Source organism: Pseudorhizobium xiangyangii (genome assembly GCF_020531965.1).
Lineage (GTDB): Bacteria > Pseudomonadota > Alphaproteobacteria > Rhizobiales > Rhizobiaceae > Neorhizobium > Neorhizobium xiangyangii.
Genome location: NZ_JAJAWH010000006.1, coordinates 114,174 through 140,420 on the forward strand (window position 1 = coordinate 114,174; position 26,247 = coordinate 140,420).

A 26,247-nucleotide genomic window follows, 5' to 3' on the forward strand; every position below is an offset into this window, starting at 1 on the left:
GATGAAGGCCTGGCACAAACTTTCCCTGGGCATCGGAACAGGCGCCATCGCCCTGACAGGACTGGCGCTGGGGCTGGAGGCTGCCGACCGCGCGTTTCCCCCACCCTTGGAGAACGTGGGGCTCGTCTCCGCCGAAGTGCTGGACGCCGATGGTGAGCTGCTCCGTGCGTTCGCTACTCCCGAAGGGCGATGGCGTCTCAGAACCACCGCCGATGATGTCGATCCTCGTTTTGTCCAGATGCTGATCGCCTATGAAGACCGGCGTTTCCATGAGCACAGCGGTGTCGATCTGCTGGCGATAGGACGTGCGGCGCTTCAGTTTGTCGGAAACGGGCGCATCGTTTCCGGCGGCTCGACGCTGTCCATGCAGGTGGCGCGGCTGATCGAACCTCGCCAAACGCGTTCTCTCTCGGCAAAGCTGTTGCAGGCCGTTCGTGCAATCCAGATCGAAATGCGTCTCGACAAGCAGCAGATCCTGGAAGCCTATCTCACCCACGCGCCTTACGGCGGCAATCTGGAGGGTGTACGGGCGGCAAGCCTGGCCTATTTCGGCAAGGAGCCTCGGCGGCTGACAGTTGCCGAGGCGGCGCTTCTGGTGGCCCTACCTCAGTCGCCGGAAAACCGTCGGCCGGATCGCAACTGGAAGCTGGCTGTCGATGCTCGCGGGCGCGTGCTGAGCCGCCCCGCCGTGACAGAGGTGATCGGTGAGGGCGAGGCGGAGCGCGCCTCGGGCGATCCGGTTCCGAAACGAAGGCTGCAACTGCCGGCACACGCGGCGCACCTAGCCGAAGCCGCGCTCCGAAAGCAGCCCGGTACAATCGAGCACAGGACCACCTTGCGGAGAAACATCCAGCAGGCGCTGGAGCAGGTGGTCCGTGAGGCGGCGGCAAAGCTTAGTCCCAAAGTGTCTGTCGCCATGATGATGGCTGATATCACGACTGGTGAGATTGTTGGCGAAGTGGGATCTGCCGATTACTTCGACGCCAGTCGTTCCGGGTGGATCGACATGACCCGCGTCAGCCGGTCACCCGGCTCGACCCTGAAGCCCTTCATCTATGGCCTCGCCTTCGAGCAGGGGATCGTATCCCAGGAAACGATCATCGAGGATCGGCCGGCGGATTTCTTCGGTTATCGCCCGAAGAACTTCGACATGGGTTATCAAGGCGATGTCTCGGTCCGGCAGGCACTGCAATTGTCGCTCAATGTGCCTGCAATCCGGCTGCTGGATGTCGTCGGGCCGTCGCGACTGATGATGCGGTTACGGCGTGCCGAGGTAAGACCTTCATTGCCGCCGCATGAGGCACCAGGGCTGGCGATCGGGCTTGGTGGGGTCGGCATCACGTTGAAGGATCTGCTGCAGGCTTATGCCGCACTTGCCAATGGCGGACAGCCGGTGCGTCTGGGGGATGGGATTGATGGCCAGTCTGGCGCGATGGAGGGGGAGCCGCTGCTCGAGCCGCAGGCAGCGTGGCATGTAGCCGACATTTTATCCGATGTCCTGCCGCCACAGGGAAGCCCCCGACTGGGCATCGCTTACAAGACCGGCACGAGCTACGGTTATCGCGACGCCTGGTCCGTCGGTTACGATGGCAGATACGTTCTGGGCGTCTGGGTGGGCCGGCCAGACAATGGCGCGGTCCCCGGAATTGCGGGGTACCAGACGGCCGCGCCAATTCTCTTCGAGGCCTTTGCCAAGTCTGGCGTTCCCCATACGCGGCTGCCACCAGCGCCTCCCGGTATCGGGCGGGTAGCGCAGGCCGAGCTGCCGCTTAGTCAGCGCCGTTTCTCCATGACGGCAAGTGGCCTCATCACGGCATCGGCCCGCGAGCCTGTCCCTCAGATCGTCTACCCGCCGGAAGGCGCGAAAATCGATCTCGGGGTGACGTCGGCGATCGACCCGATGCCGCTTGCTCTGAAATTGCAGGGGGGAAGGGCGCCATTCCGCTGGCTTGTCAACGGCCGGCCCCTGGAGGCTGCGTCTCGCCGCCGTACCAGCGAATGGCAACCGGACGGAGCCGGTTATGCCACGCTGACGGTTATCGACGCTGCCGGCCGAGCCGCCAGCGTCAGGATTTTCGTGGAGTGAGTGCTCCACCTACCCTTCAAGGGCAGGATGAATGCATCAGGCGGCGCTCGCCGCCTTCTTTCTGGCTACACGTTCCCGGATGGATTCGACGTCCGCCCGCGGCGTCGCCTTGAACAGCGTACGCGTGTAGTCGTGCTTCGGATCCGAGAAAACCTCGTCGCGTGTGCCGTATTCGACGGCCTCGCCAAAATACATCACCATGACTTCGTCAGCGATGTAGCGCACCACAGAGAGGTCGTGGCTGATGAAGACATAGGTGAGGTCGAACTCGTCCTGCAGGTCGGCCAACAGGTTCAGTACCTGGGCCTGGACCGAAAGGTCGAGTGCCGAGACAGGCTCGTCCAGCACCAGCAGCTTCGGGTTCAGCATCAGCGCGCGCGCGATGGCGATACGCTGGCGCTGGCCGCCGGAGAACATGTGCGGGTAACGGTTGTAATGCTCCGGGCCGAGGCCGACCTTGATCAACATCTCCGCGGCGCGTTCACGCCGTTCCGCGGCTGACATCTTCGTGTTGATCGCCAGAGGCTCACCGAGCACATCGCCGATCTTCTGGCGAGGGTTCAGCGAACCATAGGGATTCTGGAATATGATCTGCACCTTCTGGCGCATTTCGTGGGACAGATGGCCGGGACGCGTATCGACCTTCTTGCCGTCGATCAGAAGTTCGCCAGCGGTCGGCTCGTCTATGAAGGTGATCATGCGAGCAAGAGTGGATTTGCCGCAGCCGCTCTCGCCGACGATGGCCAACGTCTTGCCGCGCTCCAGCTTGAAGGACACGCCCTTGACCGCATGGACGGTCTTCTTCGGCTTCATGAAGCCGGCCGGCAGTTCGTAGTCGCGCTTGATGTCGCGCACTTCGAGCATGGTGTTATCGGTCATGATATCGCTCTTTGTCTCCATCATGCGTGTGCCTCCGGTGCGGGTTCCGGATTGCCGTCGAAGAAGGCGGAGACGGTGGTCAGGCGGTCGCCGGTCGCATTCTCCGGCAGAGCTGCCAGCAGCGCCTTCGTGTAGTTGCTCTTCGGGCTTTCGAACAGGGAAAGCACGTCAGCTTCTTCCATCTTGCGGCCCTTGTACTGCACGACGACGCGGTCGGCGGTTTCGGCCACAACGCCCATGTCGTGAGTGATCATGATCAGGCCCATGCCGTTCTTGGCCTGCAGCGACATGATGAGATCGAGGATCTGCTTCTGGATCGTCACGTCGAGCGCGGTGGTGGGCTCGTCGGCGATCAAGAGCTTCGGATCGCAGGCAATCGCGATGGCGATCATCACGCGCTGGCACTGGCCGCCCGACATCTGGTGCGGGAAGCTGTTGAGGCGCTCTTCCGGGTCTGGCAGGCCGACCAGGCGAAACAGTTCGATCGCCCGCTCGCGACGAGCCTTCTTGTCGAGACCGAGGTGGATACGCAGCACTTCCTCGATCTGGTAGCCGACCGTGAAGCACGGGTTGAGGCTGGCGACCGGCTCCTGGAAGATCATCGCGATATCCTTGCCGATCAGCTTGCGGCGCTCGGCAGGGCTGAGTTTCTGGATATCCTTGCCTTCGAAGAGTATGCGGTCGGCGGTAATCTTCGCCGTCCAGGGCAGCAGGCCCATCACCGCCAGCATCGAGACTGACTTGCCGGAGCCGGATTCTCCGACGATCGCCAAGACTTCACCCTTTTCAACGGTGATCGAGACGCCGTCGACTGCCCTGAACCATCCCGTTGAGGTTTCGAATTCGACGGTGAGATTGTCGATTTGCAGAAGTGCCATGATCAGGACCTCTTCAGTTTCGGGTCAAGCGCATCGCGCAAGCCGTCGCCCATCAGGTTGATGGCAAGAACGGTGATGAGGATGGCTAGGCCCGGGAAGGTGACAACCCACCACGCGCGCAGGATGAACTCGCGGGCTTCGGCCAGCATCGTGCCCCATTCGGGCGCAGGCGGCTGCGCGCCCATTCCGAGGAAGCCGAGCGCTGCGGCGTCCAGGATCGCGTTCGAGAAAGACAGCGTTGCCTGGACGATCAGCGGTGCCATGCAGTTTGGCAGGATGGTGCGGAACATCAGGCGGAACGGGCCCGCACCGGCGAGGCGTGACGCCGTCACGTAATCGCGGGACTTTTCCGCCATAACGGCGGCGCGGGTCAGGCGCACGAAATGCGGCTGAAGGGTAATCGCGATCGCGATCATGCCGTTGGTCAGGCTCGGACCGAGGATCGCAACGAGCACCAGCGCCAGAAGCAGTGACGGGAAGGCGAGGATGATGTCCATCAGTCGCATGATGACGGTATCGATCCAGCCACGGTAGTAACCGGCGATCAGGCCGACCAGGATACCGCCCACCAGCGAAAGCGTCGTCACGAAAACGCCGATAAACAGCGAGTACTGCGCTCCGTAGATCAGACGCGAAAGAATGTCGCGACCGACGGGATCTGTGCCGAGAAGGAAGGTGGTGTTGCCCCCCTCGATCCACGCGGGGGGCACGAGGATGGCGTCACGATACTGTTGGAACGGCGAGTGCGGCGCGATCACTGATGCGAAAACAGCGACAAACACGAGTGCGACGAAAACAAACAGGCCGATGACGGCGCCGCGGTTTTCGGAGAAGTAGAACCAGAACTCCTTGAGCATCTGGCGTCGTAGCGCCGCGCTCGAGAGGACTTGCGGAGAGTTGTCGATATCTGTGATGGTATCGGCCATGGGATTTTCTCCTTCTAGTGCCGGATACGAGGATTGATCAGGCCGTAGAGCAGATCAACTATGAGATTGACGATCATGATGATGCCCGCGATCAGCAGAAGGCCACCCTGGATAACCGGGTAGTCTCGCCTGAATACGCTATCGACCATCCACTTGCCGATGCCCGGCCAGGAGAAGATCGTCTCGGTCAGGATTGCGCCCGCCAGCATGACGCCGATCTGCAGGCCGATCGTTGTGATCACCGGGATCATGGCGTTACGCAAAGCGTGGATGCCGACGACGCGGAAGGGTGAAAGTCCCTTGGCGCGGGCCGTGCGGACATAGTCCTCGGACAGCACTTCCAGCATTGCCGACCGTGTCTGGCGTGCGATAACAGCCAGAGGAATCGTGGCCAGCACGATTGATGGCAATGCGAGGTGGCTGATTGCCGACATGAAGGCACCCTTCTGGCCCGACAGCAGCGAGTCAATCAGCATGAAGCCGGTGACTGGCGGGAAGAAGTACATCAGCGATATACGACCCGACACCGGGAACCATTGCAGCGTGCCGGAGAAGAATATGATCAGCAGAAGGCCCCACCAGAAGATCGGCATGGAATAGCCGACGAGGGCAATACCCATGAGGGTCTGGTCGAAGAAGGAGCCCCGCTTGATCGCCGCGATCACGCCTGCCGGAACGCCAATGGCGATGGCGAGGATGATTGCGCAGAACGAGAGCTCGACCGTGGCAGGAAACAGTGCCCAGAACTGGCCGAGAATAGGCGTCTTGGAGACAATGGAAGTACCGAAGTCCCCGGTCAGCACACCGCCGAGGTAATCGAAATACTGTATGACCATCGGCCGATCGAGACCGAGTTGCGCGCTGATCTGTGCATGACGTTCGGGAGACATCACGCGCTCGCCAGACAGCAGTGCGACGGGGTCACCAGGCAGAAGCCGGATGAAGGAGAAAGCAATAATTGAAACCCCGATAAAAGTCGGGATCAGAACGGCGAGACGCCGCAGGAGAAAGCCGAACATAGGAAACCTTCTGTGTCCTTGAGCCGTGGCGGGTCGGTGTCAGATTCCGCAAACGGCGCTTGAAGTGGTTTCACTTCATTTTTTATTTGGCCTCATAAAGCAAAAGCCGCGGGAAACGCAACGCGCCCCGCGGCAATTTAGCCTTTTCAGAGGCGATTACTCAGCTATATCGACGCTTTCGAAGGTGAAATCGCCGAGCGGGCTCTGAACGAAGCCCGATACTTCCTTGCGCATAGGAACGATCGACAGCGAGTGATCGATCGTTGCCCAAGGCGCATCCTTCTTGAAGATTACCTGTGCTTGTTCGTACAGCTCAGCGCGCTCTTCCTGGTCGGCAGTAATCTTTGCCTTCTTTACCAGATCGTCGAATTCCTGGTTGCACCACTGCGCGCGGTTGTTGCCGCCAACGGCGTTGCAGCCCAGCAGGGTGTCGAGGAAGTTGTCCGGGTCACCGTTATCACCAGTCCAGCCGAGGATGACGGCGCCGTCGCGATCCTTGGCCTTCGAGCGGTCAAGATATTCGGCCCACTCGTAGGAAACGATCTCGACGTTGACGCCGATCTTGGCGAAGTCATCCTGGATGATTTCGGCCGAGCGACGAGCGTTCAGCATGTAAGGACGCGAAACAGGCATGGCCCAGATCTTCATGGAGAGGTTCTGAACGCCTGCTTCTTCGAGCATTTTCTTGGCGGCATCGAGATCGTAGCTGTCGTCCTCGATGGCGTCGTTGTAGGACCACATTGTCGGCGGGATCGGGTTCTTCGCCGGCGTTGCCATGCCCTGGAAGACGGCATCGACGATTGCCTGCTTGTTGATTGCCTTGTTCAGCGCCTTGCGAACTTCAGGCTTGTCGAACGGAGCCTGCGTCGTGTTGTAGGCCAGGTAGGCGACGTTCAGGCCTTCCTGCTCCAGAACCGTCAGGTTCTCGTCGGACTTCATGGACTCGACGTCAGCTGCGTTCGGGAACGGCATCAGGTGGCATTCGCCAGCCTTCAGCTTCTGGTAGCGAACGGCGGCATCCGTGGTGATCGCAAAAACGAGATCGTCGATCTTCGGTGCGCCACCCCAGTAGTCGGGGTTTGCCTTGTAGCGGATAACGGCATCCTGCTGATAGGCGACGAAGGAGAACGGACCGGTGCCGATAGGCGCCTGGTTCAGCTTTTCCTTGGTGCCTGCAGCTTCCAGGCTGTCGGCATATTCCTTCGATACGATCGAAGCGAAGGGCATGGCGAGGTTGGCAAGGAAGGGTGCCTCCGGACGGTTCAGCGTGAACTTGACCGTCGTGTCGTCGACCTTTTCAATCGACTTGATCAGTTCCGGGAAGCCCATGCCGGCAGAATATTCCCAGGCCGTGCCTGGCAGATACTGGTTCCACGGGTTGTCGCTCTTCAACTGACGTTCGAAGGACAGGATCACGTCGTCAGCGTTGAGGGCGCGGGTCGGCGTGAAGAATTCGGTCGTGTGGAACTTCACGTCAGGACGGAGCTTGAAGGTATAGACCGTACCGTCTTCGGAAATTTCCCAGCTTTCTGCGAGGCCGGCAACCGGCTTGGTGGTGCCGGGTTCGAACTCGAGCAGACGGCTGTAGACCGGATGCGCAGAAGCATCGAAGGTGGTGCCGGCGGTGTAGAGGCCGGGGTCGAAGCCTTCCGGTGAACCTTCCGAGCAATAGACGAAGGTCTTGGCGCTTGCGGCGCTTGCAAAGAAAGTTGCCGACAGCAAGGCTGCTGCAATGGCGATCTTGTGTTTCACGGGTTTACTCCCAGTTCTCTTGGCCGGCATCCCGCCGGACCCGATTGATGTCGTTCTGACGATGCGTCTCCGCATCCGATGTGCGTCTTTCTTCTTCACCTCCTGCCGGCCGAGCCATGCTCAACCGACGATCAAGCTTTTACCCCTTTGAGGCAGCCGCGGAAAGATCGGCGGGCCACCCCATTTTTCCACCAGCGTGTTCTCACGCCGATTTCCGGCTGTCCGTCATCTGATGGAACGTTGTGCCTCAGATCGCTCTCAACCTGCAGAGTTTTGCCTTAATTGGGTAAAACTTTGGAAATTGCGGCCAGACCGTGGCGCGGGAGCATAGCGATTAAGACGTGCTTGTCGAGATGCTACCTTAAAGGCGCGATGACATGCTCTGGCTGATGCTGAACAAGTGGTTCAGAGCTGAGGCTTTTGAGTGCTGCATTTGCGGCTATCGCCGAATGAGTCTACGGGTTTCGGCAATGCATTGCAGCAAAGGCGACGTGTCATGACAGTAGGCATTTCCAATCATCCGCTGGTCTGGGATCTGGTCGAGCGAAAGAGAGACGCGTTCGTGGACCTGAGCGATCGTGTATGGGAGACGCCGGAGACCTGCTACATGGAGACCCAGTCGGCCGCGGCACATCGGCAGATGCTCGCGACGCAAGGTTTCCGTATCACCGACAACGTCGCCAGTATTCCGACAGCGCTGGTTGGTGAGGCAGGGGACGGCGGTCCGGTGATCGCCTTCCTGGGAGAATACGACGCCCTTGCCGGTCTAAGCCAGAAGTCGGGCGCTGTCGCGCATGAGCCGCTGATAGCCGGTGCAAACGGCCATGGCTGCGGCCACAATCTTCTTGGCTCGGCTTCTCTTCTGGCGGCTACGGCGATGAAGGACTGGTTGGAGCAGACGGGCACTCCTGGCCGCGTTCGCTATTACGGGTGTCCGGCAGAGGAAGGCGGAGCTGCCAAGGCCTTCATGGTCCGCGCTGGCGCCTTCGACGATGTCGATATCGCGATCAGCTGGCATCCGAGCAATTTTGCGGGCGTCCAGCGAGAAACGTCACTTGCCAACTGCCGGATCGATTTCGAGTTCTTCGGCCGTGCGGCGCATGCGGCAGCCGTGCCGGAACTCGGCCGCAGTTCCCTGGATGCAGTCGAGTTGATGAGCGTCGGCGTCAATTATATGCGCGAGCACATGCACTCTGATTGCCGCATCCACTATGCAGTTCTGGACAGCGGCGGCATTTCGCCGAATGTGGTGCAGGCGTATGCCAAGGTGCGGTACGTGGTTCGCGCTCCTGACCTCTCCGGCCTGTTCGCATTGATCGAGAGGGTCAAGAAGGTCGCCGAAGGTGCGGCGTTGATGACGGAAACCAGGATGGAAAGCACTGTTCTGGCGGGTGTGTCCAACCTGATCGTCAACACGCCGCTTATGGACGCGATGCAAGGTGTATGGGAAAGCCTTGGTCCTGCTGCCTTCGATCAGGCCGATATCGCTTTTGCGGAGCAGATACGTGCCACCCTTACGCCCGAAGATATTGCAGCAAGCTGGAATCAGGAGCGTCTCGACCAAAGGGATATTCCGCTTACCGACTTCATCCTGCCGCCGCACAACGAGGTGCGCCAGATGGGCGGTTCGACGGATGTCGGTGATGTCAGCTGGGTCGTTCCGACCGTCCAGGCATATGGGCCTACCCTAGCGATCGGTACGCAGCTCCACACATGGCAAGTGGTGGCGCAAGGCCAGAGCCCCCTTGCGCACAAGGGAATGGTAGCGACAGCCAAAGTAATGGCGGCGACAGGATTGGCTGCCCTGCAAAGTGCGGATTTGCGCGAGGCCGCGTGGGTCGACCTGAAGCGTCGCCGAAAGGGGCAGGACTACATCAGCCCGATCCCGGAAGGTGCCGAGCCGCCTGTCGCGGCGATGACCGTGAAATAAATGTGAGACATTTGGCGCCGCTTTCGGATGATGACGCAGGTCATTGTTCGGGCTATGACAATTGCGCGTGATTTGCCAAGGAGACACCCGTGACCGTGCAGCCCAACTCCATCGAGGCCCGTGATCAGGCCTACCACCTGCATTCCTATACAAATGCGCGATCACTGGAGCGTGACGGCGCGCTCGTGATCGAGCGTGGTGAGGGCGTCTATGTTGTCGACAACAACGGCAAGAAATACATCGAAGCGATGTCCGGTCTGTGGAGCGTTGCTGTCGGTTTCGGTGAAAAGCGGCTGGTAGATGCAGCTTCCCGGCAGATGGCGAAGCTGCCCTATTACCATACCTTCACGGCGCGTACGCACGGCCCTGCTGTCGATCTCGCCGAGAAGCTGATCCAGATGTCGCCGGTGCCGATGTCCAAGGCATATTTCACCAATTCCGGCTCGGAAGCGAATGATACGGCTCTGAAGATGGTCTGGTATCGATCCAACGCGCTGGGAAAGCCGGAGAAGAAAAAGGTCATCTCCCGCATCAAGGGCTATCACGGCGTGACGATCGCCAGTGCCAGCCTTACGGGCCTGCCAAACAATCACAGGTCGTTCGATCTGCCGCTTTCCGGCATCCTCCACACGACCTGCCCGCACTATCGCGCATTTGCGCAGCACGGCGAAACGGAGGAGCAGTTCGTTGCCCGCTGCGCGCAGGACCTTGAGGATCTGATCCTCAAGGAAGGACCTGAGACGGTGGCCGCCTTTATCGGTGAGCCGGTCATGGGCGCCGGCGGCGTCATCGTGCCTCCGGAAGGCTACTGGGATGCGATCCAGACGGTCCTGCGGAAGTACGATATCCTCCTCATCGCGGATGAAGTCATCTGCGGTTTCGGTCGCACAGGAGAGATGTTCGGCACGACGACGTTCGGGTTGCAGCCTGACATCATGACCTTGTCGAAACAGCTCTCTTCGTCCTATCAGCCGATTTCGGCGCTTCTTATCAACGAGAAGGTCTATGCGCCGCTCGCTGATGAGTCCCAGAAGATCGGCACGTTTGGCCATGGTTTCACTGCAAGCGGCCATCCGGTTGCGGCCGCCGTCGCCTTGGAGAATCTCGCGATCATCGAAGAACGAGACCTGGTCGGCAACGTCCGTGAATTGAGCCCGCTTTTTCTGAAGCGTCTCAATGCACTGGAAAGCCATCCGCTCGGGCTCGAAGCCCGCGGTATCGGCCTTATCGGCGCCCTGGAACTCAAGCCGAGGGATGGCTTTACTGCTGGTCAGCTCGGCCCCAAGTTTGCATCTTTGATGATGGAGAAGGGCGTTATCGGTCGAGCTATCGGCGATAGCATTGCACTGTGCCCGCCGCTCATCATCACGGAGCAGCAGGTCAATACGATCTTCGACACCTTCGAGGCTTCACTGGATGCGTTCCAAGCGCAGCTTGAAGCGGCGTAACGTCAGATGATCAGCCGGTGTGGTTCGCATTTTCCGGCTGATTGCGCTCGACGCGAGCAGACCTGTATCATCGCGTCATGCCGATGTTCCTAGAGCCGTACTGGCCCCACATTCTTTTCGTTCTATCGCTCCTTCTGGGGGTCCCGGCCGCAATCCATGCGGCGATGACGAAAGAAGAGGTCCGGTCGGCCATCGGGTGGGTCGGCATCATCATCCTTTCGCCCATCGTCGGTGCGCTGCTCTATTTCATCGCAGGCATCAACCGAATCCGGCGAAGCGCCATCAGTGACCGCCGTTTTCTGTTGCAGGGCCACGTGCGGGACCATTTCGAAACCTATGACGCCACCGACGAAATCGTGACGGAACAGTTCGGTCGCCGATTTGCGGCGATGAAAACTCTCGGTGACCGGGTCACCAGTCACGAGCTCACGACGGGCAATGCGATTTCGGTCCTGAGTACCGGCGATGACGCCTATGGGGCGATGCTGAACGCGATTGGCGAGGCCAGCCGCTCGATTCTTCTCGAGACCTACATCTTCGATCGGGACCGGGTGGGGCGTCGCTTTGCTGACGCGCTCATTGCGGCGGCGAAGCGTGGAGTAGCGGTGCGAGTTCTGATCGATGCCGTGGGAGCCCGATATTCGGTTCCGAGCGTGCTTGGCATGCTGCGCGATGGCGGCGTCATCGTGGACGTTTTCAATGGCAACGTGATCATGGGGCTCAGGCTGCCTTATGCAAACCTCAGGACTCACCGCAAGATTCTCATTGTTGATGGGGCTGTAGCGTTTACGGGCGGGATGAACATCCGTGAAGGATTTTCCAGCGAGTTTTTCGGAGATAAATGCTCGGGGGACACGCATTTTCGAGTGTCGGGCGCCGTTGTTGCCGATCTTTTTGCAATTGCAGCCAATGATTGGCGTTTTACCGCAGGCGAAGATTTGCAGGATAATGTCTGGCAGATTGTGCCGCCGACGGCAGATCCCGGGACCCCCGTCGCGATCCGTGCGGTCTCGTCCGGGCCGGACCGAAACGTCGAAACCAACCATAAGATGCTGATGGGGGCATTCTCGATTGCGCGAACATCCATCCGCATCGTTTCTCCCTATTTCCTGCCGGATCGAGAACTGATTACCGCACTGATCACGGCTGCCCGCAGAGGTGTCGAGGTCGATATTATCGTACCGCAGACAAACAATCTCACGCTCATCGATCGCGCCATGACTGGTCAGTTCGATCAGCTTCTGAAGAACTATTGCCGCATCTGGCGCGCCTCCGGTGCCTTCGATCATTCGAAGCTGATGGCGATCGACAGCTGTTGGGCCTTTGTCGGTTCTTCCAATCTCGACCCGCGCTCGCTCCGTCTCAATTTCGAAGTCGACATGGAGGTTATGGACCATTCTTTTGCACAGGCATTGGAACGAAGAATCGACGTCACCATTTCCTCCTCGAAGCAGGTGACCTTGGATGACCTGAGGAGCAAGCCATTTCCGGCCCGTCTCGTGGATCGCATCCTGTGGCTTGGGTCGCCTTATCTATGACGTGAGTGGCGCAGATACAGATTGCGCTCAGTGGATATCGATAGAACTGCCCGCAGGGGATCATGCGCACCAAAAGAGAAACGCTCCCGGCCAACATCCTCGCCTCCATTCGCGAACGCAAGAGAAGGGAACGCGGTTCTCTCGCCACGCCCTCACCAGAGGGGCGCGAGGGCGGAGTGCTGATCGCCTCCTACAACGTTCATAAATGCGTCGGAGTGGACGGCAAGTTCGACCCCTATCGCATCAAGGAGGTCATCAAGGAGATCGGGGCGGATGTTATTGCGCTTCAGGAAGCCGATACCAGGTTCGGTGAACGGCGCGGGTTGCTGGATCTCGACTGGCTGGAGCGGGAAACCGGGCTGCTGCCCGTGCCAGTCAAAGGCTTTGCCAAAGCGCATGGATGGCATGGAAATGTCGTCTTTTTCCGCGAGGGCCTTGTCCGTAATGTGCATCAGGTCAAGTTACCTGGACTGGAGCCCCGCGGCGCGCTGATCGCCGAACTGGAGCTGAAGGGCGGCAATGCTATTCGGATAATCGCCGCGCATCTCGGTTTGCTGCATCGGTCACGCCACCAACAGACGCGCATGATCATCGACCTCCTTCAGTCGCGGGAAGAACAGCCCACCGTGCTTATGGGTGATCTCAACGAATGGAGACTGGGGGATCGCTCTTCCCTCAACACGCTGACGTCGATCTTCGGCCTTCCGGCTGGTGTACCGAGTTTTCCTTCCCGGTTGCCGGTATTGGCCCTCGACCGGATCATGGCAAACCGGCCGGAGCTTCTCGACCCGGTAGAAGCGCACGATTCGCCCCTTGCCCGGCTTGCATCCGATCATCTGCCGATCAAGGCGCGCATCCGGCTTCAGCCAAACGTCGTCGCCGACGAGGCGTGAACCTAAAACGTTTAGTCATACTATTGAACGTGGCGGCTCGACGTCGTAAGGCAGCAGCCGACTGACAAACCAAGAGGAGCCGTCCATGACCATCTACCAGAATCTCATCGCAGGCGAATGGGTGGGCAGCGAAGCCTCCAAGAACATCAGCCCCTCCGACACCAATGACATCGTCGGCGCATATGCCCAGGGCTCTGCCGACGATGCCATCCAGGCGATCGCTGCCGCCAAGGCCGCTTTTCCAGCCTGGTCCCGCTCCGGTATCCTGGAGCGTCATGCGATCCTCAAGAAGGCAGCAGACGAGATCCTGGCGCGCAAGGAAGAGCTCGGCAATCTGCTTGCTCGCGAAGAAGGAAAGACCCTTCCTGAGGCGATCGGTGAAACCATCCGTGCTGCCCAGATCTTCGACTTCTATGCCGGCGAAGCGCTGCGCCTGACCGGGGAGGTCGTACCTTCAACGCGTCCGGGTATCGGCGTCGAAATCACGCGCGATCCGCTTGGTGTTATCGGCATTATCACGCCGTGGAACTTCCCCATCGCCATCCCGGCATGGAAGATTGCACCGGCTCTCTGCTACGGCAACACCGTCGTCCTCAAGCCCGCCGACCTGGTACCGGGCTGCGCCTGGGCAATCGTCGATATCCTGCATCGCGCCGGCCTGCCGAAGGGCGTGCTGAACCTCGTCATGGGTCGCGGCTCCGTTGTCGGCCAGGCCATGCTGGACAGCCCGGATCTCGCCGGCATCACCTTCACCGGCTCGACCGGCACCGGCAAGCGCGTTGCGCTCGCTTCGATCGAACATAACCGCAAGTACCAGCTGGAAATGGGTGGCAAGAACCCGATGGTCGTTCTCGACGATGCCGACCTTGGTGTCGCCGTCGAAGCCGCCGCGAATTCCGGCTTCTTCTCGACCGGCCAGCGCTGCACGGCCTCCTCGCGCCTGATCGTCACCGAAGGCATCCACGACAAGTTCGTGGCCGCCCTGACCGAAAAGTTGAAGACGCTGAACGTCGATAACGCGCTGAAGCAGGGAACGCATATCGGCCCGGTCGTTGACGAGAAGCAGCTCAGCCAAAACATGGACTACATCGAGATCGGCAAGCAGGAAGGCGCCAAGCTGGCCTTCGGCGGTGAGCGGATTGAACGCGAGACCCCCGGCTTCTACCTTCAGCCGACGCTGTTCACCGAAGCAACCAACCAGATGCGCATTTCCCGCGAGGAAATCTTCGGACCGGTGGCCAGCGTCATCCGGGTCAAGGACTACGACGAGGCTCTTGCTGTTGCCAACGACACGCCATTCGGCCTCTCCGCCGGTATCGCTACGACAAGCCTGAAGTACGCCACCCACTTCAAGCGCAACTCGGAAGCTGGCATGGTCATGGTCAACCTGCCGACAGCAGGCGTGGACTTCCACGTGCCGTTCGGCGGGCGCAAGGCCTCTTCCTTCGGATCGCGTGAGCAGGGGAAATATGCTGCCGAGTTCTTCACCACCGTGAAGACTGCCTATACGCTACCCTGATAAGCGGCGATCGTCGCCGCCTTCCAAGGATTGCCGATGACAAGCATTGCCATGATCGAAGCTGCACGCGACCGCCTTGCCGGCCGCGTGCAGCGCACGCCGCTGCTATCGTCCCCGTTTCTGGACGAAATTGCCGGTCGCAGGGTCTTCATCAAGCCCGAATGCCTGCAGCACACGGGATCCTTCAAGTTCCGCGGTGCCTGGTCCGCTATCTCGGGGCTCCCTCCTGAAGTCCGTGCGAAGGGCGTGATCGCCTTCTCCTCCGGCAATCACGCGCAAGGGATCGCACTGGCAGCCAAACTTCATGGAATTCCAAGCGTCATCGTGATGCCCTCGGACGCACCTCGCATAAAGATCGAGAATACCCGCGCCTATGGTGCAGAGGTGGTGCTCTATGACCGTGCGACGGAGGATCGCGACGCAATCGGTGCAAGATTGTCAGAGGAAAGAGGACTTACGCTCGTCAGGCCGTTCGACGAGCCTCTTGTGATCGCCGGACAGGGAACCGCCGGCCTGGAGATCGCAGAACAGGCCAGGGAGATGGGCATACAGGAGGCGGACGTGCTGGTTCCGACCGGCGGAGGCGGGTTTGCTTCGGGCATTGCCCTTGCTCTCGAAGCCAAGGCACCTGGCCTGCGGGTTAGAAGCTGCGAGCCAGTTGGTTTCGATGATGTTGCTCGTTCGCTGGCGTCAGGCTCTATCGAACGAAACTCAAGTCTTTCCGGCTCCCTGTGCGACGCGATCGTCACACCGCAGCCCGGCAATCTGACTTTTCCGATACTGTCACGTCTGTGTGGAGCGGGTATCGCAGTCACGGATGATGAGGCCTTGAAGGCGATGATGCTCGCATTCAATCGACTGAAGATCGTCGTGGAGCCGGGTGGGGCGGTTGCACTTGCTGCGGCGCTTTTCCACGGGCAGACGCTGGGGGACACCGTTATTACTGTGGTTTCGGGTGGAAATGTTGATCCAGAGATCTTCAAGATGGCGATGGAGCGCTACGGCTAAGGATCGCCGGCTGCCGAACCTCCCTGAATGCGAGGCAGAATTTTTCCTACGAGGCAGGAGTTTGTGGAACTTTATCTCTACTAAATGGATAGAGATAAACTATCATGAACATGTCTTTCGCGGTCCAGGAGGAAATGATGAGGCTCAGCCGATCCACTCTGCGTTCCCCGGTCCTGCTTGCCCGTGTCGCACACCGGTCTGAACAGCGCGCGTTTCTTGCCAATATGGCTCTGGTGACAGTCGCCTTTCTTTTCGTGGCTGCCGTCACTCTCGGGTTCGTATCTTAAAAGCCTCCCAAGGCCAGGATCCTTCGCCCCTTTGGGGCGGAGGATCCTTTTTATTTATCGTGCGGCCAACCAGGTTTCTGCGAGCTCCACCCAAAGACTTGCGCCGATCGGCAAGGCTTCGTCATTAAAATCGAAGCGCGGATGGTGCAGCGGTGGGTCGTTCTCGGTACGCGCGGTTCCCAGGAAGAAGTAGCTGCCGGGTCGCTCTGCCAGCATATAGGCGAAGTCTTCGCTTCCCATCATGGGGCGAGGAACTTCGCGAACCGCGGTATCTCCCACAACCCGTTTCGCGACATCCCGAACGAAGTCCGTTTCCGCCTTGTGATTCACCGTAGGGTCATAGCCGCGCTCGTATTCGAGGCTGACGGACATGCCGTAGCTGGCGGCCTGCCCTTCCGCGATCGACCGGATACGCTTTTCCAGAGTATTGCGCACCTCCGGGTCGAAGGAGCGGATCGTCAACAGCATCTCCGCTCGTTCGGGTATCACGTTGCTGGCCTGGCCCGCATGAAACGCTCCGACCGTCACCACGGCTGGCTCAAGAGGATGAAGGTTGCGCGAGACGACAGTCTGCAGCGCCATGATGATGCTGGCGCCTGTAACGATCGGATCGGCCGTAGCCTGCGGCTCGGCTCCATGTCCGCCGCGTCCGTTGACCACGATTCGGCACTCGTCGACCGCTGCCATGATGGGGCCTTCACGGACGAAAATCTGTCCGAACGGAAGGCCGGGATCGTTGTGCAGGGCGAAGACGGCGTCACACGGGAAACGTTCGAACAGCCCGTCCTCGATCATCATTCTGGCACCGCCGAAATTCTCTTCTGCGGGCTGGAATATCAGGTGGATAGTGCCGTCGAAGTTCCGGCGCTCGGCCAGCAGCTTTGCAGCTCCGAGCAGCATCGTGGTGTGGCCGTCATGGCCGCAGGCATGCATCAGTCCCTCGGTCTTGCTGGCATGAGCGGCACCAGTTTCCTCGTGGATTGGCAGGGCATCGATATCGGCCCGAATGCCCACGGAGCGGTCGCTGGTACCGTTGCGGAGGGTGGCGACGAGGCCGGTCTTGGCCAGTCCGCGTGTGACTTCGTAGCCCATCCCTGCGAGCTGGTCGGCAATGAAGTCCGATGTTTTGAACTCCGAGAGGCCCAATTCCGGATGCTGGTGCAGGTGGTGCCGGATGGCTACCAATTCGGGCATCTGGTTGGAGATATGGATCGTCATTTGTTCTTCGCTCTCATGGAATGTGCTGTCGCGGCAGATTTTACGATCCTTATCAATTGCGACAGTCGATGGTAAGTGGCAGTGGCAGCTGCTGAGCAATCTGGCCGTTCAGGTGTCATTCAGCCTGGATGCGATAGGAGCGAAAATGGATCTATCCGTGTAATCTCAGGCTGCATTGTTTGCAAAATCCGACCCGCCCTCTATTTCCCGTTGTCGCGGAGACCTTCCGTCGCCGGCGCATCGGGTTACCCGCAAGATGAATGGCTTTTCTTGGTTAAGCCGAGTAAGCCAATCCCGACATTAGTGTAAGTCAGAAGCTGAACCATGTCCTTTAATAGTACTCCGTCTACATCGTCTCGCGAGACCGAAGCCAAGCAGGTCGATCATAACGATACGATCCGGGCAAACTACTTGACGAATGACGATCTTCGGGATGTGGGGCAGGTCTTTGGCAGGGACGGCGCGCAGAGCCTTCCCGAATTTGCGTCGTTCGAGTTTTTTTCGCGACACAAGTCGAATGAAAAGGAAATTCTGAGGGTCTATCGGACCATCGCCGCGGATGTCGACGCCGGTGCAGCGATTACGCCCGCAGCAGAATGGCTGGTGGACAATCACTACATCGTCGAGGAGGCGATCCAGGAAGTCCGACGTGACTTCCCCAGGCGCTTCTACCGGCAATTGCCGCGGGTAACGATCGGCGGCCATGAGATGCCGCGCGTCATGGCGCTCGCCTGGCTCTACGTTGCCCATACGCACAGCACGATTTCCAAGGAATCGCTTGCAGCGATGGTCGAGGGCTTCCAGGAGACCGAGCCTTTCGAGATCGGCGAATTGTGGGCGCTGCCCTCGTTCCTGCGTTTCGTGCTGATCGAGAATCTTCGCCGGATTGCAGTGCGCGTCGATCGTTCACGGCGCATGCGCATCAAGGCGAATGAACTGGCGGACACGATCATCCGCCTTAATGACGAGGCGGCAAGCGCGGGCGTGCTCAAGGACATGGAACCGCTGGTCCCGGATCCGACGTTTGCGACGCAGTTCTTCTATCGTCTTCGCAACGCGTCGCAGACCTCCAACTTTGCGGTCTCCTGGCTTGAGGATCGGCTTAAGGAAGCCAATACCGACCCCGAGGAAGTAATGATGGCGGAACACAACCGCCTTGCTTCCGGCAATGTCACCGTGGGCAATATCATCAAGAGCCTGCGTGAAATCGACGACACGGAATGGAGCGTCTGGTTCGAGGACGTCTCGCATGTCGACAGGATTTTCCGCGAGCGGTCGGACTACGAGAGCCTCGATTTCGGCTCCCGCAACAGCTATCGGAACCGGATCGAAAAACTTGCTCGTCGTTCTCACATGACCGAGATCGAGGTTGCGCGGACGGCGATAGAACTCACCGCGCGAGCGGTGGAGGAAGAAGCCGAGCCGGGCGACAGCAATATTGGCGCGTTTCTCGTTGGCCGGAAAAGGAAGCAACTGGAGGCGGAGGTTCAGTACGATGCACCGCTCCTGCAACGTACGATCAGGCAGATCCGCCGCCTGCATTGGGTGGCGATAGCGGCTCCCGTTATGCTTCTGACGCTGCTTGCCATGGTGGTGGTCGGCTGGTTCCTCGCCGATGCAGGGATGTCTGCTCCGCTCCTGGTTCTCTTCCTGCTGATGTTTGCCCTGCCGGCATCCGAGGGCGCAACGGGACTGTTCAACACGCTGGTGACCTACTTCGTGAAGCCGGCGCGGGTCGTCGGCTATGAATTCAAGGATGGCATTCCCGAGGACGCACGCACGCTTCTCGTCGTGCCCTGCATGATCACCAGCCGGGATACCGTCGATGAACTCGTCCGAAACCTGGAGGTCCACTATCTCGCCAACCCGCGAGGCGAGATCTATTTCGCGCTGCTGAGCGACTGGAAGGACAGCTCCGTCGAAGAATCGGCGGAAGACCTGGAGATTCTGGACTACGCGAAGCGCGAGGTCGCAACTCTTGCCCGGAAGTACACCTATGACGGCAAGACCCGGTTCTATCTTCTTCACCGGCGCCGTCTATTCAATCCGGGCGAAGGCGCCTGGATGGGCTGGGAGCGGAAGCGCGGCAAGCTGCACGAACTGAACATGCTGCTGCGCGGCGACCAGGACACCAGCTATCTGCCGGGCGCGAATGTCGTTCCCGAGGGCGTCCAATATGTGATGACGCTGGATGCAGACACGCGCCTGATGCGCGATGCAGTGACCAAGCTCGTGGGCAAGATGCATCACCCCATAAACCGTCCCGTTCTCGACGCGGATTCCGGGCGTGTCGTGGAAGGTTATGGCATCCTGCAGCCGCGCGTGACGCCGTCGCTCACGACCGGCAAGGACGCCTCGGTTTTCCAGCGTGTCTATTCGGTCGGGCGCGGTCTCGATCCGTACGTGTTTACTGTTTCCGACGTTTACCAGGATCTTACCGGGGAAGGGACTTTTACAGGCAAGGGCCTCTACCACGTCGACGCCTTCGAACGCTCGATCAAGGGTCGCATCGAGGAGAACTCGGTCCTTAGTCATGACCTTCTGGAAGGCTCGTTTGCGCGCTGCGCACTCGTTACCGACGTCGAACTGGTGGAGGATTTTCCAACCCGCTACGAAGTCGAGGTCTCGCGGCAGCACCGATGGGCGCGTGGCGACTGGCAGCTTCTGCCTTATATTCTTGATCCAGCACGCGGCGTGTCGGCCCTGGGTCGCTGGAAGATGGTCGATAATCTTCGGCGTTCGCTGACGCCTATCGCCTGGTTCTTTGCGTCCGTCCTAGGTTGGTACTTCTTCGAGCCTTTGGGTGCGCTCGTCTGGCAGATCTTCCTGATCTTCCTGTTGTTCGTTGCCCCGACATTGTCGCTCATTACAGGCGTATTCCCACGCAGCACGGATATCGTGCCCCGAGCGCATTTCTATTCCGTCTGGTCCGACATCCGCTCCGCGAATGCGCAGGTAGCGCTTCGCATCGTCTTCATCGCCGACACGGCGTGTTTGATGACCGATGCCATCGGCCGCTCGCTCTACCGGCTCCTCGTCAGCCGCAAGCTGATGCTGGAATGGAAAACTGCGGCAAGCATCCAGTCCAGTGCGCAAGGTAGCCCCACCGACTATTATCGTCAGATGTGGCATGCACCCGCAATCGCGGTCTTCAGCCTGATCTTTGCAGCAGTGCCCGGCGATAACGCCTTCCTCGTCGGTCTTCCCTTTGCACTCTTGTGGATCTTTTCACCGTTGGTTGCGTGGTACGTCAGCCAGTCGGCAGAGACCGAAGACAGATTGTTTGTGCCGGACGAAGTCTCCCTTGAGCTACGCCGGATTTCGCGGCGTACGTGGCGTTACTTCGACACATTCGTCACTGCCGAGGACAATCATCTACCGCCAGACAATTTCCAGGAGCGGCCGGAGCCGCTCGTTGCGCAGCGGACATCTCCCACAAATATCGGTGTCTATCTGCTATCGGCCGTCTCTGCCCGGCAGTTCGGCTGGATCAGCTTCGCGGATACGATCGAGCGCATCGAGCGCACAATTGCCACCGTGGACAAGATGGAAAAGTACCGGGGCCATCTCCTGAACTGGTACCATACGGACAGTCTTGCTCCCCTCGGCCCCCGCTATATCTCGGCCGTCGACAGCGGCAACCTTGCGGGGCACCTGATCGCGATCTCGTCGGCATGCCGGATGTGGGCGGAGGCACCTTCAGCGCATCTTCAGGCGAGCCTCGATGGGATCGGCGACGTTGTGGGTATTCTGTCCGAGGCGATGATGGCGTTGCCGGACGATCGCAAGACGGTTCGACCGCTACGCCGCCGGCTTGAGGAAAGGATCAGTGGCTTTGGCAATGCGCTTGCGGCCGTCAAGCGGGAGCATGAATTCGCGTCGATCCGGATCATCAACCTCGCCGTCCTGGCGCGGGACATCCAGAAGCTTGCGACGAATCTTCATCACGAGACGAAGTCCACGCCGAGCGATGAGCTGACCTACTGGGCGGGCGAGCTTGTCGATGTGTGCGAAGCGCATATCTCCGACAGCGTCTTTGACCACTCCAATATCGAGCCTTTGCGACAGCGACTGATCGCGCTGGGTGATCGTGCGCGGGATATCGCGTTTTCGATGGATTTCACATTCCTGTTCCGCAAGGACCGGCGGCTCCTGTCGATCGGCTACCGTGTAGACAGCAACGAACTGGACGAGGCGTGCTACGACCTCCTGGCCTCCGAGTGCAGGCTCACCAGCCTGTTCGCGATCGCCAAGGGCGACCTGCCCAACGAGCACTGGTATCGTCTGGGCCGCCAAGTCGTACCGATCGGAGCGCAGGGCGCGCTGGTATCCTGGTCTGGCTCGATGTTCGAGTATCTCATGCCACCACTCGTCATGCAGGAGCGGCAGGGCGGCATCCTCAACCAGACCAACAACCTGGTGGTCAAGGAGCAGATTGCTCATGGCCGCAGGCTTGGAACACCTTGGGGTATCTCGGAAGCTGCGTTCAACGCGCGCGACCACCTGCTGAACTATCAATATACCAACTTCGGTGTGCCGACCCTCGGCCTAAAGCGAGGCCTCGGACAGAACGCCGTCATTGCACCCTATGCATCGATTCTGGCGAGTCAGTACGATCCGCTTGCAGCCTTGGAAAACCTGGAGAAGCTCAAGCAGCTCGGCGCACTCGGCCGCTACGGTTTCCACGATGCAGTCGATTTCACGCCCACTCGCGTACCTTCCGGTTCGCGCTGCGCCGTCGTCTATAATTACTATGCCCACCACCATGGGATGTCGATCGCGGCGGTCGCCAACGTCGTCTTCAACGGCTATCTGCGCGAACTTTTCCATGCGGACCCGGTTATCGAAGCTGCGGAGCTCCTCCTGCAGGAGAAGGCGCCGCGCGACGTTCCGGTCATGAGCGCCAAGTACGAGGAAACTCCCGGCAAGGGTCAGGCTGACCTGCTTCGGTCAGAGATCCGCACCATCGAAGACCCCGCGTTCCGAGATCGTGAGCTCGCGCTTCTCTCCAATGGCCATTACTCCGTCATGCTCACCGCAACCGGGACCGGCTATTCTCGCTGGAACGGTCAGGTGGTTGCCCGGTGGAAGCCGGATCCGACAGAGGATCGTTGGGGCCAGTTCATCTTCCTGCGTGATACCAGCAGTGGAGCCTGGTGGTCTGCGACTGCCGAGCCTCGCCGTGCCGAGGGCGAGATCACCAAGACGATGTTCGGAGACGACAAGGTCGAATTGCACAAGACGGTGGGCGACCTTACCAGCGTTGTCGAGTGTATCGTGGCCACCGAGCACGATGCCGAAGGACGTCGCGTCACCCTTCTCAACATGGGTAACGAGGACCGCTTCATCGAGATCACCTCCTATCTGGAGCCGGTCTTGGCCATGGAGGACGATGACAATGCGCACCCGCTGTTTTCGCGGATGTTCGTCCGGACCGAGATCGGCAAGCGTGGTGATGTGATCCGCGCCTGGAGAAACAAGCGAAATCCGTCCGATCCGGATATGGTCGTGGCGCATCTTGCTGCCGACAATGCCGGCTCGGCTCGTCCGACCGAATTCGAAACCGACCGCCGCAAGTTCCTGGGCCGTGGCCGCAGCCTTTCCGAAGCTGCCGCCTTCGATCCGGATGCGAGCTTGTCCGGCACGGATGGCTTCACGCTGGACCCGATCATGGCGTTGCGGCGCGTGGTGCGCGTGCCGGCCGGGAAGAAGGTCAATGTGATCTTCTGGACGATTGCAGCCCCACAACGGGATGAGCTCGACCGGGCGATCGAACGGTATCGCCATCCGGACGCTTTTGCCCAAGAACTGGTGCAGGCCTGGACACGAACGCAGGTCCAGATGCGTCACCTCGGGATCACGTCCCAGCAGGCGGCGAGCTTCCAGCATCTGGCCCGATACCTGATCTATCCCGATATGCCCCTGCGGTCGGATCAGGAGACGCTGCAGGCAGGCCTGCAGCCGCAATCGGCGCTATGGCCGATGTCGATTTCCGGCGACTTCCCGATGTTCGTTCTGCGTATCAATGACGAAATGGACATGGATGTTGCGAAGGAAGCGCTGGGTGCCCAGGAATACCTGCGTTCTCGCGGGGTGATTGCCGACCTGGTATTCATCAACGAGCGGTCCTCTTCCTACGCGCAGGAAATGCAGCACACGCTCGAGGCTCTTTGCGAAAAGCTCCGGCGCGCCGGGCAAACGGAAACAGGGCAGCCGCATGTCTTTGCATTGCGGCGCGACCTGATGGATGAAACGACCTGCGATGCGATCATCTCGGCAGCGCGCGTGGTTTTCCACGCACGCAACGGAAAGCTCATCGATCAGCTCAACCGGGCGGCATCGCTGTTTGCAGCGCCTTTCGATTCGAATGCCTATCATCGACCTCTGCTTACGGCCGGTGAACTCACTGGCGGCGGCATGGAAAAGTCCGATGGCAAGGGACTGGAATTCTGGAACGGTTTCGGCGGTTTCGATAAGGATGGAGCCGAGTATGTCATCCGCCTTCGCGGCGGACAGGCGACTCCGCAGCCGTGGATCAATGTCATCGCAAACGACCGATTCGGCTTTCATATTTCTGCCGAAGGTGGTGGCTTTACGTGGGCGCAGAACTCACGGGATTATCAGCTGACACCGTGGACCAACGACCCGGTCATCAACCGGCCGGTCGAAGGGTTTTATGTCGCCGATCAGGAAAGCGGCAAGGTGGTCAGCCCGTTTGCTTCGCTTTCGCAGCGTCCCGACCTCGCGTTCGAGGTGCGGCACGGTCTTGGTTACTCTGTGTTCTCCACCGATGACGCCGGCTTGAAGTTGACGCTGACGCAGACGGTGGATCGCGAGCGGCCAGTGAAGCTGTCCGCGATGCGGATCCATAACGGTAGCGACCGAACCCGACGATTGCGCATATTCGGCTATGCCGAATGGTTGCTCGGCAACAATCCCGGACGTGCAACGCCTTACATCGTCACGAGCCATGACGAGGAAAGCGGGGCTGTGCTTGCGACGAACCGCTTCAACACCGTCTATCGTCGGTTTGCCTTCCTTGCGTCGAGCGAGACGATATCCAGCTTCACGACAAGCCGGCGTGACTTTATCGGACGCTTCGGATCCATCGCGGCTCCGGCTGCAGTCAATTCGCGCAATCCGCTCGGCGGCATGACCGGTCTGGATGGTGATCCTTGCGCGGCCATCGCCTGCGATATCGTACTTGCCCCTGGCGAGGAGAAGGAAATTTGCTTCTTCCTTGGCGATGCCGATACCAGGGAGGCCGCCGCTGCTCTCGTCAGTGACATCAGGAAGGACAGCGTAGCCGGTATTCTTCAAAGTTCTCGGGAGTTCTGGCAAAAAACGACGGGCAAACTGCAAGTGTCCACACCGGACAAGGGGCTCGATTACCTCGTCAACCATTGGCTGCCGTATCAGGCACTCGGTTGCCGCATCACGGCGCGCAGTGCTTTTTACCAGGCTAGCGGGGCCTACGGTTTCCGGGATCAGCTACAGGATACACTGGCATTTCTGTCGCACGAGCCTTCGCTTGCACGCCGGCAGATCATCAATGCCGCTTCGCGGCAATTTCCAGAGGGTGATGTCCAGCATTGGTGGCTGCCCGCCAACGGGGCCGGGGTGCGGACGAGAATTTCGGATGACGTCGTCTGGCTCGCCCATGCAGCGCATGAATATATCGTCGCGACGGGGGACAAGTCTCTTCTGGATGAGCAACTGCCTTTCCTCATCGGGCCGCTCCTCGATGCAAAGGCGCATGACGCCTTCTTTGAGCCGCAGGTTGGCGAGGAGACTGAGAGCCTTTACGAGCATGCGGCTAAAGCACTCGATCTAGCGATCGAACGGACGGGGGAGCATGGCCTGCCACTCATCCTTGGCGGTGACTGGAACGACGGCATGAACCGTGTCGGTATCGGCGGCAGAGGTTCCAGTGTCTGGCTCGGATGGTTCCTGGCCGGAACTTTGCGGAGCTTCGTGACGTATGCCGAGGAGCGTGGTGATCAGGGCCGCGTGGAGCGCTGGACGGCCCATACCGCGCGCCTCAAGGATGCGCTTGAGACGGCAGGCTGGGACGGGTCCTACTACCGTCGCGGCTATTTCGACGACGGTTCGCCATTGGGCTCCAGTGAAAGCATGGAATGCCGGATCGATTCCCTTTCGCAATCCTGGAGCGTGCTTTCTGGCGAGGGTGATCCGGAGCGCGCTGTTCAGGCCATGGACGCCGTCCTTTCGCAGTTGGTCGATGATGACGCAGGCATCATCCGGCTCTTCACGCCGCCATTCGCGGACATCCCGTTGGATCCCGGCTATATCAAGGCCTATCCGCCTGGCGTCCGCGAAAATGGCGGCCAGTACACCCACGCAGCGATCTGGGTTCTGTTGGCACTGACCCGGCTCGGCCGCGGTGACGATGCGTGGCGGTGCTTCAATCTGCTCAACCCGATCAATCACGCTCGCGACATGCAGGGCGCCGAACAGTATCGTGTCGAGCCCTACGTCGTGGCGGCTGATGTCTATGGTGCGGGCGCCCTTACCGGACGTGGCGGCTGGAGCTGGTATACAGGCTCGGCCGGTTGGCTCTACAGAGCGGCAGTGGAAGGCATTCTTGGCATTCGCAAGCAAGGTGACCGGCTCGTTGTCCGGCCGGTCCTCCCGTCGGAATGGTCCGGTTTCACTGCCGAGATCGCGCTTGATGGCGTTCTGTGCAAGGTGATTGCTGAAAAGCAGGGCGAGCGTGGTCTCATCGTGACGGTGAACGGCAATGAGACCGACGACGAGGGCAGTGTCGCCCTGAGCTCTCTCGGGACCGCGCGCCTGCCCGAACCTGCGACGGTTTAAATGGCATCCTGAAATGAAAAAAGGCTCG

Annotated in this window: 15 protein-coding genes; 9 read left to right on the top strand and 6 right to left on the bottom strand. The window is 59.9% G+C overall.

Going from position 1 to position 26,247, the window contains the following annotated elements; translation table 11 throughout:
* The first annotated feature begins 1 nt into the window (after position 1).
* On the top strand, positions 2-2,086 hold the full coding sequence (pbpC, locus tag LH464_RS07070) for a penicillin-binding protein 1C (protein WP_226785669.1): 2,085 nt from the start codon (positions 2-4) through the stop codon (positions 2,084-2,086).
* A gap of 36 nt (positions 2,087-2,122) precedes the next feature.
* Here the strand turns inward: pbpC and LH464_RS07075 are convergent, their stop codons facing one another.
* From LH464_RS07075 to LH464_RS07095, 5 genes are all read right to left on the bottom strand, one after another.
* Positions 2,123-2,986, bottom strand: a complete 864-nt coding sequence (locus LH464_RS07075; protein WP_390624938.1) for a dipeptide ABC transporter ATP-binding protein — start codon at positions 2,984-2,986, stop codon at positions 2,123-2,125.
* Positions 2,986-3,843: an ABC transporter ATP-binding protein gene (locus LH464_RS07080; protein ID WP_226785670.1), complete on the bottom strand. Its 858-nt coding sequence runs from the start codon at positions 3,841-3,843 to the stop codon at positions 2,986-2,988. The genes LH464_RS07075 and LH464_RS07080 overlap by 1 nt, the downstream gene beginning before the upstream one ends.
* A 2-nt stretch (positions 3,844-3,845) precedes the next feature.
* Positions 3,846-4,769: an ABC transporter permease subunit gene (locus tag LH464_RS07085; protein ID WP_255648287.1), complete on the bottom strand. Its 924-nt coding sequence runs from the start codon at positions 4,767-4,769 to the stop codon at positions 3,846-3,848.
* Positions 4,770-4,783: 14 nt separating this feature from the next.
* Entirely contained in the window at positions 4,784-5,788 is a 1,005-nt protein-coding gene (locus LH464_RS07090) for an ABC transporter permease subunit (RefSeq protein WP_226785671.1), read from the bottom strand.
* Between the two features lie 156 nt (positions 5,789-5,944).
* On the bottom strand, positions 5,945-7,540 hold the full coding sequence (locus LH464_RS07095; protein WP_390624934.1) for an ABC transporter substrate-binding protein: 1,596 nt from the start codon (positions 7,538-7,540) through the stop codon (positions 5,945-5,947).
* A 508-nt stretch (positions 7,541-8,048) separates the two neighbouring features.
* Here LH464_RS07095 and LH464_RS07100 point away from each other — a divergent pair.
* The 7 genes from LH464_RS07100 (at position 8,049) to LH464_RS07130 (ending at position 16,163) form a co-directional block, all read left to right on the top strand.
* Positions 8,049-9,470: a M20 family metallopeptidase gene (locus tag LH464_RS07100; RefSeq protein WP_390624939.1), complete on the top strand. Its 1,422-nt coding sequence runs from the start codon at positions 8,049-8,051 to the stop codon at positions 9,468-9,470.
* A gap of 89 nt (positions 9,471-9,559) precedes the next feature.
* Entirely contained in the window at positions 9,560-10,918 is a 1,359-nt protein-coding gene (locus LH464_RS07105) for an aspartate aminotransferase family protein (protein WP_226785673.1), read from the top strand.
* 77 nt (positions 10,919-10,995) lie between these two features.
* Positions 10,996-12,456 carry a cardiolipin synthase gene (gene cls, locus LH464_RS07110; protein ID WP_226785674.1) on the top strand — a complete coding sequence of 487 codons (1,461 nt, stop codon included), beginning with the start codon at positions 10,996-10,998 and terminating at the stop codon, positions 12,454-12,456.
* Between the two features lie 62 nt (positions 12,457-12,518).
* Positions 12,519-13,349 carry an endonuclease/exonuclease/phosphatase family protein gene (locus tag LH464_RS07115; RefSeq protein ID WP_226785675.1) on the top strand — a complete coding sequence of 277 codons (831 nt, stop codon included), beginning with the start codon at positions 12,519-12,521 and terminating at the stop codon, positions 13,347-13,349.
* Positions 13,350-13,434: 85 nt separating this feature from the next.
* Entirely contained in the window at positions 13,435-14,868 is a 1,434-nt protein-coding gene (locus LH464_RS07120) for an aldehyde dehydrogenase family protein (RefSeq protein ID WP_226785676.1), read from the top strand.
* Between the two features lie 36 nt (positions 14,869-14,904).
* The gene (locus tag LH464_RS07125) at positions 14,905-15,876 is read left to right on the top strand and encodes a threonine ammonia-lyase (RefSeq protein ID WP_226785677.1); all 972 of its coding nucleotides are present in this window, start codon (positions 14,905-14,907) and stop codon (positions 15,874-15,876) included.
* Between the two features lie 104 nt (positions 15,877-15,980).
* On the top strand, positions 15,981-16,163 hold the full coding sequence (locus tag LH464_RS07130; RefSeq protein ID WP_226785678.1) for a hypothetical protein: 183 nt from the start codon (positions 15,981-15,983) through the stop codon (positions 16,161-16,163).
* Between the two features lie 54 nt (positions 16,164-16,217).
* Here LH464_RS07130 and LH464_RS07135 read toward each other — a convergent pair whose 3' ends face one another.
* Complete coding sequence (locus LH464_RS07135; protein ID WP_226785679.1) at positions 16,218-17,381, bottom strand: M20 aminoacylase family protein; 1,164 nt, start codon at positions 17,379-17,381, stop codon at positions 16,218-16,220.
* Positions 17,382-17,705: 324 nt separating this feature from the next.
* Between LH464_RS07135 and LH464_RS07140 the strand changes: the two genes are divergently transcribed.
* A complete protein-coding gene (locus LH464_RS07140) occupies positions 17,706-26,219 on the top strand; it encodes a GH36-type glycosyl hydrolase domain-containing protein (protein ID WP_226785680.1) in 8,514 nt (2,837 codons plus the stop codon).
* The last annotated feature ends 28 nt before the right edge of the window (positions 26,220-26,247 follow it).

What these genes read in the sequence shown, in the direction of transcription:
- LH464_RS07130 (WP_226785678.1), top strand. Translation starts at nt 15,981, where the DNA reads ATGAACATGTCTTTCGCGGTCCAGGAGGAAATGATGAGGCTCAGCCGA.
- LH464_RS07085 (WP_255648287.1), bottom strand. Translation starts at nt 4,769, where the DNA reads ATGGCCGATACCATCACAGATATCGACAACTCTCCGCAAGTCCTCTCG.
- cls (WP_226785674.1), top strand. Translation starts at nt 10,996, where the DNA reads ATGCCGATGTTCCTAGAGCCGTACTGGCCCCACATTCTTTTCGTTCTA.
- pbpC (WP_226785669.1), top strand. Translation starts at nt 2, where the DNA reads ATGAAGGCCTGGCACAAACTTTCCCTGGGCATCGGAACAGGCGCCATC.
- LH464_RS07120 (WP_226785676.1), top strand. Translation starts at nt 13,435, where the DNA reads ATGACCATCTACCAGAATCTCATCGCAGGCGAATGGGTGGGCAGCGAA.
- LH464_RS07115 (WP_226785675.1), top strand. Translation starts at nt 12,519, where the DNA reads ATGCGCACCAAAAGAGAAACGCTCCCGGCCAACATCCTCGCCTCCATT.
- LH464_RS07125 (WP_226785677.1), top strand. Translation starts at nt 14,905, where the DNA reads ATGACAAGCATTGCCATGATCGAAGCTGCACGCGACCGCCTTGCCGGC.
- LH464_RS07080 (WP_226785670.1), bottom strand. Translation starts at nt 3,843, where the DNA reads ATGGCACTTCTGCAAATCGACAATCTCACCGTCGAATTCGAAACCTCA.
- LH464_RS07140 (WP_226785680.1), top strand. Translation starts at nt 17,706, where the DNA reads ATGTCCTTTAATAGTACTCCGTCTACATCGTCTCGCGAGACCGAAGCC.
- LH464_RS07135 (WP_226785679.1), bottom strand. Translation starts at nt 17,381, where the DNA reads ATGACGATCCATATCTCCAACCAGATGCCCGAATTGGTAGCCATCCGG.
- LH464_RS07075 (WP_390624938.1), bottom strand. Translation starts at nt 2,986, where the DNA reads ATGGAGACAAAGAGCGATATCATGACCGATAACACCATGCTCGAAGTG.
- LH464_RS07090 (WP_226785671.1), bottom strand. Translation starts at nt 5,788, where the DNA reads ATGTTCGGCTTTCTCCTGCGGCGTCTCGCCGTTCTGATCCCGACTTTT.